The 8,945-nt window shown below is 72.1% G+C and carries 8 protein-coding genes; all 8 read right to left on the bottom strand.

Going from position 1 to position 8,945, the window contains the following annotated elements; all coding sequences use genetic code 11:
* Positions 1-10: 10 nt before the first annotated feature.
* Genes ABD327_RS26735 through ABD327_RS26770 form a run of 8 tightly spaced genes read right to left on the bottom strand, consistent with a single transcriptional unit; the run spans position 11 to position 8,736 of the window.
* A complete protein-coding gene (locus ABD327_RS26735) occupies positions 11-916 on the bottom strand; it encodes an SDR family NAD(P)-dependent oxidoreductase (RefSeq protein WP_344454010.1) in 906 nt (301 codons plus the stop codon).
* A complete protein-coding gene (locus ABD327_RS26740; protein WP_344454012.1) occupies positions 913-2,097 on the bottom strand; it encodes an acetyl-CoA acetyltransferase in 1,185 nt (394 codons plus the stop codon). The genes ABD327_RS26735 and ABD327_RS26740 overlap by 4 nt, the downstream gene beginning before the upstream one ends.
* On the bottom strand, positions 2,090-3,487 hold the full coding sequence (locus tag ABD327_RS26745) for a hydroxymethylglutaryl-CoA synthase (RefSeq protein WP_344454014.1): 1,398 nt from the start codon (positions 3,485-3,487) through the stop codon (positions 2,090-2,092). The genes ABD327_RS26740 and ABD327_RS26745 overlap by 8 nt, the downstream gene beginning before the upstream one ends.
* Positions 3,484-4,527 (bottom strand): ABC transporter ATP-binding protein, encoded by a 1,044-nt coding sequence (locus ABD327_RS26750; protein ID WP_344454016.1) that lies wholly within the window; start codon positions 4,525-4,527, stop codon positions 3,484-3,486. Before ABD327_RS26750 ends, ABD327_RS26745 begins: the two co-directional genes overlap by 4 nt.
* Positions 4,524-5,423 (bottom strand): ABC transporter permease, encoded by a 900-nt coding sequence (locus ABD327_RS26755; protein ID WP_344454018.1) that lies wholly within the window; start codon positions 5,421-5,423, stop codon positions 4,524-4,526. Before ABD327_RS26755 ends, ABD327_RS26750 begins: the two co-directional genes overlap by 4 nt.
* 6 nt (positions 5,424-5,429) lie before the next feature.
* A complete protein-coding gene (locus ABD327_RS26760) occupies positions 5,430-6,341 on the bottom strand; it encodes an ABC transporter permease (protein WP_344454020.1) in 912 nt (303 codons plus the stop codon).
* Entirely contained in the window at positions 6,338-7,213 is an 876-nt protein-coding gene (locus tag ABD327_RS26765; protein WP_344454208.1) for an ABC transporter ATP-binding protein, read from the bottom strand. The genes ABD327_RS26760 and ABD327_RS26765 overlap by 4 nt, the downstream gene beginning before the upstream one ends.
* The gene (locus tag ABD327_RS26770) at positions 7,213-8,736 is read right to left on the bottom strand and encodes an ABC transporter substrate-binding protein (protein ID WP_344454022.1); all 1,524 of its coding nucleotides are present in this window, start codon (positions 8,734-8,736) and stop codon (positions 7,213-7,215) included. The genes ABD327_RS26765 and ABD327_RS26770 overlap by 1 nt, the downstream gene beginning before the upstream one ends.
* Positions 8,737-8,945: the final 209 nt, after the last annotated feature.

Here is an 8,945-nt window from a genome sequence, read left to right on the forward strand (position 1 = left end):
AGATCGATGCTCATCGTCCGTTGACCTCGCCCAGCAGCGCCCGGCTGATCAGCTCCACCTCGCCGCGCCCGTCGTCGGGGACCACGTAGGAGTCCAGCGAGAGCACCTCGTCCAGCGCGGCCTCGACCGCCTCGGGCGTGGCGGGCTCCCGGCCGAGGTAGTGGCCGGGGGTCGTGCCGACGAAGATCCGCGCGACGCGTCCTCCCCCGGCCGACAGGATGTGGTGGGTCAGCGCGCACCGCTCGCTGACGAGGTAGGCGGCGACCGGGGCGATGTGCCGGGGGTCGAAGTGCTCGGCGAGCTCGCCGAGCAGGCCCTCGGTCATCTGCGTCCGGGCCGTCGGGGACAGGGCGTTGACCTGGATCCCGTGCCGGGCCCCCTCGGCCGCCAGGACGTTCATCAGGCCGATCAGGCCCGCCTTGGCCGCGGCGTAGTTGGCCTGCCCGAACGTGCCGAACAGCCCCGACGCCGAGGTGGTCAGCAGGACCCGGCCGTACTTCTGGGACTGCATGACCGGCCAGGCCGGGCGCAGCACGTTGAACGCCCCGGACAGGTGCACCGCCATGACGTCGTCCACGTCGGACTCCGTCATCTTGGCGAAGGACCGGTCGCGCAGGATGCCGGCGTTGTGCAGGACGATGTCCAGCCGTCCGTAGGCGCCCAGGGCCGCGTCCACGGCGGCCTTCCCGCCCTCGGCCGTGGCGATGCTCGCGGTCGACGGCACGGCCGAGCCGCCCGCGGCCTCGATCTCGGCGACGACGGCCTCGGCCGCGGGCGTGCCCTCGGGCGTCGTCCCGACATCGCAGACCACGACGCGGGCGCCGCGCTCGGCCAGCAGGAGCGCGTGGGCGCGGCCGATGCCGCCGCCCGCTCCGGTGACGAGGGCGACCCGTCCGGTGAAGTCGATCTCGCTCATGGGGCCTCGTTTCCGACGACGGCGGTGAAGGCGACGCAGGAGCCGGGCTGGCCGCCGAGATTCTGGGCGACGGCGAGCCGGGCGCCGGGTACCTGGCGTTCCCCCGCCTCGCCGCGCAACTGGAGGAAGCACTCGTAGAACATCCGCAGGCCGGTCGCACCGACCGGGTGCCCGAAGGACTTCAGCCCCCCGTCGGGGTTCACCGCGACGTCGCCGTCCCGGTCGAAGGAGCCCTTCAGGACGTCCGACCACCCCCGGCCGCGCTCGGAGAAGCCGAGGTCCTCCATCAGCACCAGCTCGGTGGGCGTGAAGCAGTCGTGCACCTCGGCGAGGTCGATCTGCTCCCTCGGGTTCGTCACGTCGGCCTGCGCGTACGCCTCCGCCGTCGCCTGGACGACCTCGGGGAAGGTCGTGAAGTCGTAACCGTCGGTGGAGAGTCCGTCCCCCGGACCCGCGACGAAGCCCATGCCCTTGAGGTACACCGGGCGGTCGGTGTAGAGGTGCGCGTCCTCGGCCCGGACGATGATCGCCGCGGCGGCCCCGTCGGCCACGCCCGAGCAGTCCATGACGCTCAGCATCCCGGCGATCCTCGGCGACTTCTCGATCGCCTCCTTCGACATGGCGCGGCGGAACTGGGCCTTGGGGTTCAGCGCCCCGTTCGCGTGGTTCTTGAAGGCGATGTGGGTGAGCGCGTCGCGCATCTCCCGGTCGGTGAGCCCGTAGCGCTCCCGGTAGGCCGGGGCCAGCAGGGAGAAGCCGCCGGGCGCCGTCCACTCCACGTCGGTCCCGTCGGACGGGGGCCAGGTCGCGGTGAGGCCGGAGAAGGAGGAGTCCTTCAGCTTCTCGACGCCGGTCGCCATCACCACGTCGTAGGCGCCGGACGCGACCGCGTAGGCGGCGTTGCGAAACGCCTCGGACCCGGTCGCGCAGTAGTTCTCGACCCGCGTGACGGGCTTGCCGCGCAGGCCGAGCGGCTTGGAGAGGGTCTGCCCGCTCATCCCCGAGCCCTGGGTGCCGACCCAGAACGCCTCGACGTCGTCGAGGGCCAGCTTCGGCGCCCCCGCCACGCACTCGGTCACCGCGTCCACCAGCAGGTCGTCCGCCGACTTGTCCCAGTGCTCGCGGAAGGGCGTGCAGCCCATCGCGATGATGGCCACCCGGTTGCTCAGGCCCTTACCCATGCCGCACCGTCCCCATCGGCCGTGCCTTCCAGAAGTAGTTGTGGATGCCCTGCGTGGAGGAGATCCTGCGGAGCACCGGCCACAGCTCGTCGCCGGCCTTCACTCCGCCCGCGGGCGGGTCCGCGACGTGGACGCTCCGGCGCCCGCCGCCCTCGACGTCCACGACGGCCTGGACCGCCGGTCCGTCGGGGCCGGGCGCGAGGAGGTCCTCGGTCACGCTGACGACGGTGCAGGCCCGGTCGCGCAGTGATTCGGGCCGCTGGGTGTCCAGCCGCCCGCAACCCGCGCAGGCCCGTGCCGGAGGCGCCGTCACCGCGTCGCACTCGGCGCAGCGGGCGGCCACGAGGGCCATCTTCCACTCGCGGCGGCGGGCCATCGGCGGCGCGGCGGGCGGTGCAGGGTCGGGCCGGTTCGGCCCCTGCACGACGAACAGGCCGCGCATCCTCAGGTATCTGTCGTAGGGGAGGTACGTCCGCCCGCCCAGCTGCTCGCGGACCTTCGGCCCCCGGTTCGCCGTCTCGACGCCCTCGCCGGTCTCGAACACGAAGGCGTCCGCGCCGTCGGCCGCGCAGACCGCCAGCACCGTCTCGCCCGGACGGGACCGGTCGAACGCGTCGGCCAGCAGCACGCCGAGGTGGGCGGCGCCGGTGTGGCCGATCGCGGCCTCCAGTTCGGCGTCGGCGCGGTCGGAGCCGAGCGCGGCCCGGATCGCCGCGGCGGCACGCGGATTGGCGCACGCGACGACCACCCTGTCGGCCCGTTCCAGCCCCGCCTCGCCGAGCGCGCGGGACGCCGCCGAGAGCGCGCTCTCGGCGAGGATGTTCGCGGTGAACCGTTCGTCCCACACCGTGGGGTGCGGCGCGCCGGGCGCACGCCACCGGTCGAGCAGCTCCACCGTGCTCGACGCCGTGGCGCGCAGCCTGACGGGAGCCGACGAATCGCCCGACATGGCGAACGCGGCGGCGGCGTCGCCCTGGGACAGCTCGCCCGCCGCCCCGGGTGGTGCGGTGCGCTGGTCCGCGAGGACCGCGAGGCCGCCCATTCCGAACGCCGTCCGCAGAGCGCCCGCCCCGGCACGCAGACCGTGCAGGTCCACGGCCGTGGCGTTCTCCGGGAGCCCCAGCGCCGCGTGCACCGTCGTCGCGGACGACTTGTCCAGGTACGGGGGCTCGCTGGTCGCCAGCAGCAGCGCCGGCACGTCTTGGAGCGCTCCATCCAGGCGCCGGCCCGCTTCGACGCCGAGCGTCACGGCGTCCTCGTCGTGGGACGCGACCGAACGCGCGCGTGCGGAACCGTCCCGAACGTCGGCGCCGAAGTCGTTCACGGCCAGCGCGAAGGCCGGCAGGTACACGGCGTACGCGGTGATCGTCTTTGTGGTCGCCACTGTCATCGCCTCTCTTCCTCGGCCATCAGCTCTTCTTTCCCCGCCGCCGGAACGGACCCGGCGGCGTCATGGGCACGGTCGGCCGTGCCGTCCAGCGGGTGGACGCAGCGGACTCCGTCCTCCCGTCCGCCGGTCCACCCCACGTCGTCCCGGCACCGGTCGGAGACCCGGGCGCACCGATCGGCGAACCGGCAGCCCCGGAACTCCGTCGTGACCCTCGGGGCCGAGCCCGGGATACCGACCAGCGGCCCTTCGGCGCTCCAGCTCGGCACCGACGCGAGCAGGCCCGCGGTGAAGGGGTGGCGGGGGTTCTCCAGCACCTCCGCGGTGGGGCCGGTCTCGACCACCTGGCCGCCGTACATGACGGCGATCCGGTCACACAGGTCCGACGCCAGCAGCAGGTCGTGCGTGATGAACACCAGCCCGACGCCGGTGTCACGCACCAGGTCGCGGAAGAGGGACACCACCTCCGCCTGGGTCGTGACGTCCAGGGCGGTGGTGCACTCGTCGGCCAGGACCAGCGCCGGGTCGGTGATCACCGCGATCGCGATGGCCACCCGCTGCCGGAGGCCGCCCGACAGCTGGTGGGGGTGGCTGTCCAGGACCCGGTCGACCTCGTCGATGCCCATCCGCCGCAGCACCGCGGCCATCCGGTCGGCGGCCTGCTCGGCGGTCAGGTCCGGCAGGTGGCGGGCGAGCACCTCGCGCAGCTGGAACCGGATCTTGAAGAGCGGGTCGAGGGAGCGCGCGGCGTCCTGGAAGACGGTGCCGACCTTGGAGCCGCGGATGCGCGCGGTGGTGTCCCTGCCGGGCGCGAGCACGGTGTCGCCGAGCAGGGAGACCTCCCCGGCGGTCACCTCCACGTTGCTCTCGAGCATGCCGATGAGGGTGCGCACGAGCGTCGACTTGCCGCAGCCCGACTCGCCGACGACGCCGACGATCTCGCCGCGCGCCACGCGCAGGTCCGCGCCGTCGACGAGCAGCAGGTCGGCGCTCTGGGTGGCCGCCTCGACCCGCAGGTCCCTGACCTCCAGCACATGGGTCATCGGTGCGCCCCCTTCCTGGGGTCGTAGTGGCTCAGCAGGGCGTCTCCCAGCAGGTTCACCAGCAGGACCACGACCGTGATGGCCACCCCGGGCAGGGTCGCCACCCACCACGCCTGGCTCAGCAGCGACTGCCCGGACGCCAGGATCGCGCCCCAGCTGATGCTCGGAGCCACCACGCCCAGGCCGAGGAAGCTGAGCGCGCTCTCGACCAGGATCGCCGTGCCGACCTGCAGGGTGGCCAATGCCACCACCGTCCCGGCCAGGTTGGGCAGCAGGTGCCGGAGAACGATCCGCGACTCCGACGCCCCTGCGGCTCGCAGCCCCATCACGAACTGGCGTTCGCGCAGCGCCATGGCGGAGGAGCGGACGACCCGCGCGCACGGCGCCCAGCCGGTCAGGGCGAGCACCATGAGCAGCACGCCCAGCGAGCTGCCCCGGCTGGAGATCACCGAGAGCGCGATGAGGATGAACGGCAGCGCCAGCTGCGCGTCGATGAGCCGGGACAGCACGGTGTCGGTCAGGCCGCGCCGGTACCCGGCCAGCAGGCCGATCATCGTGCCGGGGACGATCGCGACGATCGCCCCCAGCAGCCCGATCAGCAGGGTGAGCCGGCCGCCGTGCACCAGGCGGGAGAGCAGGTCGTGGCCGAGCTTGTCGGTGCCCAGCGGGTGGTCCCAGGTTCCGCCCGCGAACACGGGGGGCTGGAGCGCGGCGGCGAGGTCCTGCTTGTTGGGGTCGGGCAGGAGGCCGGTGACCGGCAGCAGCAGGACCGCCAGGACGATCAGGAGCAGCGGAGCCGCGACCATCAGGACGCCGCGCCTGCCGCGTACGGCCGCGCGCCGCCGCCTGGGAGGCGACTTGCTGACGGGGATCTCGGTCGGGGTGGTGAGTGTCATTGTTCGCTACCTCAGTCGTGGGTCCACGACGGCGTAGAGCAGGTCGGCGATCAGGTTGATCAGCACGAAGCTGATCGCCCCGACCACGACGATCGCCTGGACGAGCGGGAAGTCGCGGAACTGGATCGCCTGCAGCGCCAGGGAGCCCAGGCCGGGCCAGGAGTACACGTACTCCACGGCCACCGCCCCGGACAGCAGCATGCCGGTCTGCAGCGCGGCGACCGTGAGGACGGGAGGCGAGGCGTTCCGCAGCGCGTGCACGAAGATCACCCGCCATCCGGCCAGGCCGCGGGCGCGCACCGAGGCGATGTAGGGCTCGCGGAGCACCTCGGCCATGGTCGAGCGGGTGAGCCTGGCGATGTGCGCCATCGGGTACATCGCCATGGTCACCGCGGGCAGGACGAGGTTGCTCAGCCCTCCCGCCTGCCCGGCCGGCAGGAGGCCCAGCTGGACGGCGAAGACCGCGACCAGCATCATGCCCAGCCAGAACACCGGCACCGACTGGCCGAGGACCGCCAGCGCGGAGGCCGCCCGGTCCCACAGGCCGCCCTCCCGGGTCGCCGCCAGGATGCCCAGCGGCACCCCGAGCAGGACGGCCAGCAGCATGCCGGCGCCCAGGAGCTGCAGCGTGTACGGCATCCGGTCGAGGATCATGCCGAGGTTCGACTGGTAGAACTGCAGCGACTCGCCCAGGTCGCCGACGAGGGTGCTGCCCAGGTAGTCGGCGTACTGCGCCGCCAGCGGCCGGTCGAGCCCGAGCGTCGCGCGCAGCGCGTCCACCTGGTCGGGGGTGGCGAACGGGCCGAGGATGTTGGCGACCGGGTCCCCCGAGAGGCGGCCGAGCAGGAACGCCCCGCTCAGCGCCAGGAAGAGGGTGACCAGCACCGCGCCGAGCTTGCCGGCGATGAACCTGATCATGTGAGGCTCCCGTGCCCCGTGGGGGCTTTCTCGTGTGCCGCCGCGCCCCGCAGCCTCCGCCCGGGTACGGCGGAGACGAGCTTGCGCGTGTACTCGTGTTCCGGCGCCTCCAGCACCCGCCCGGCCGGGCCCTCCTCGACCACCCGGCCGCGCAGCATGACGTGGACGCGGTCGCAGATGCGGCGGACGACGGACAGGTCGTGGCTGACGAACAGCACCGCCACGCCCGTCGTCTCCCGCAGCCGCAGCAGCAGGCCGAGGACCTCGGCCTGCACCGACACGTCGAGCCCGGAGGTCGGCTCGTCGGCCACCAGCAGGCGGGGGCGCATGAGCAGCGCGCGGGCGATGCACACGCGCTGCGCCTGGCCGCCGCTGAGCTGGTGGGGGAGCCTGCCGAGCAGGTCCGGCGACAGCCGCACCTGCCTCAGCAGCTCCTCGTCGTCGATCCAGCCGGTGCGTTCGGGCTGGAGGCCGCGCAGTTCGCGCAGCCCCGAGCGCACCGACTGGCGGGGGTCGAGCGAGCCGTGCGGGTCCTGGAAGATCACCTGCACCTCCGGGCGCAGGCGCCGCAGGTCCGCGGCCCCCAGGGTCCGCAGGTCGCGGCCGAGCAGCCGGATCTCCCCCGACGTGCGCGGCCCCAGACCGGCGACGGCCATCCCCAGCGTGGTCTTGCCCGAGCCCGACTCCCCCACGACTCCGACGATCTCGCCGCCGTCGACGTGCAGGGACACCCGGTCCACCGCGGTGTGGTGACCGCGGCGGCCTCCGGTGCGGTACTCCACCGTCAGCTCGTCGACCTCGACGATCCGTTCTGATGCCCGTTCCCCGGCCGTCGCGGGCGAGGCCGCGGCGGGGATGCCGTCGCCCTTCATCACTTCTTGAACTCCGCCTTGTCGAACAGGACGTTGTTGAGCGGGCTGTACCGGATCCCGCTGACGCCGTCGGTGGCGTAGCTGAACGTCTGCTTGTACAGCGGCAGGTAGCAGTGCTTGTCGACGACCGTGGTCTTGTTCAGCTCGTCATAGAGCGGCTGGGCGGAGGCCAGGTCGGCCTTCTCCAGAGCGTCTTCGGCGAGCTTGTCCAGGGCCGGGTCCGCGCAGTTCGCGGTGATCGAGTTCGACGTGATGAAGCCGTGCGCGAAGTAGTCGGGCACCGCGACGTTCGGCACGCCCGCGAAGAGGTACAGGCCGGAGATCTTGCGGCTCACGACCTCGCTGACCAACGTCCCGTAGTCGACCGGGTTGTACTCGACGGTGAACCCGGCCGCCTCGAGCTGGCCGCCGACCGCCTGCGCGACCTCGTCGATGTAGGTGTACTTCTTGGCCGGGTAGGTCAGCGGGACGGTGACCTTCTTGGTGACCAGGCTCTTGGCCTTGGCCGGGTCGGCGGTCACCTGCGCGCTCGGCTCGGTGCCCGGCTTGACGTTCAGCAGGCCGGCGTCGGGGGCGGCCTCACCGCCGAAGATGCTCTTGACGATCGCGTCGCGATCGACGGCCAGCGCCGCGGCCTCGCGCAGCTGCGGGTCGTCGAAGGGCGCCTTGTCCGACTGCAGGAACCCGACGATCTTCATGGCGCTCTGGACGGTCTGGACGTCGAGGCCGGCGTCGCGCGCCTCCTTCGCCTGCGAGGGCGGCAGGTCGAACACCGCGTCGGCCGCTTTGCTGCGCAGCAGGGCCAGGCGCTGGGCGGCGTCCGCGGACCAGGTGAAGGTCAGTCCCTTCAGGCTCGTCTTCTGGCCCCAGTACCCGTCATTGGGGGTGACGGAGATGCTGCGGCCCGGCTGCTGCTCCTTCCAGACGAAGGCGCCGGTCCCGATCGGGTGCGCGGTGAAGCCCTCGGTGCCCTTCTCCTCGTAGTACTTCGGAGGCATCAGGAAGATGTTGGTCAGCAGGTTGGGGATGTTGTACTGCGGCTTGGCCGTGCGGACCTCGACGGTGTCCTCGTCGACGGCCTTCACCGACTTCACGTTGGTCAGGTAGGACTTGAGGATCGCCTTCTCGCCGTCCCGGTTCAGGAGGATCGAGTTCGCCACCGCGGCGGCGTCGGCCTTCTCCCCGTTGCTGAACTCCACGCCGGGGCGGACCTCGAAGTTCCAGGTGGTGTCCCCGTCCCTGGACCAGTCGGTGATGATCCCCTCCTTGCCGGGCTCCAGGTCCTCGCCGGTGCTGATCAGCGGCTCGACGACCGTCCCCCAGACGTACTGATCCGAGCGCGCCCCCACCACGGGGTCGAGCGTGGCGGGCTGGGAGTTCAGCACGACCCGCAGCGTCCCGTTCGAGGCGCCGTCTCCCTTGTCGCCGTCCTGGCCGGAGCACGCGGTGACGCCCAGCACCAGGATCACTCCGATGGCGGACGCACGGAGCGAACCGTGGCGGCGGAAGCTGCTTTGACTCATCTGGGTCTTCCTCTCCTCTGGCCCGTGTGGCGTCCGTCACTACGCCACCGGGCAACGAAAAGATACCGACCGGACGGAATTATGGTCAAGGGTCGTTTTCCGGATTACAGGAACGATTCATGCGTGTAACGTCGCAGGTCACGAAGATTGCGTCAGCGGGAAAAAAATTCCAGGCGAAGGCACAGCCGCGCCCGTCCGCCGCGGATCGC

Origin of the sequence: Actinocorallia aurantiaca (assembly GCF_039533685.1) — a bacterium.
Taxonomy (GTDB): Bacteria; Actinomycetota; Actinomycetes; order Streptosporangiales; family Streptosporangiaceae; genus Actinocorallia; species Actinocorallia aurantiaca.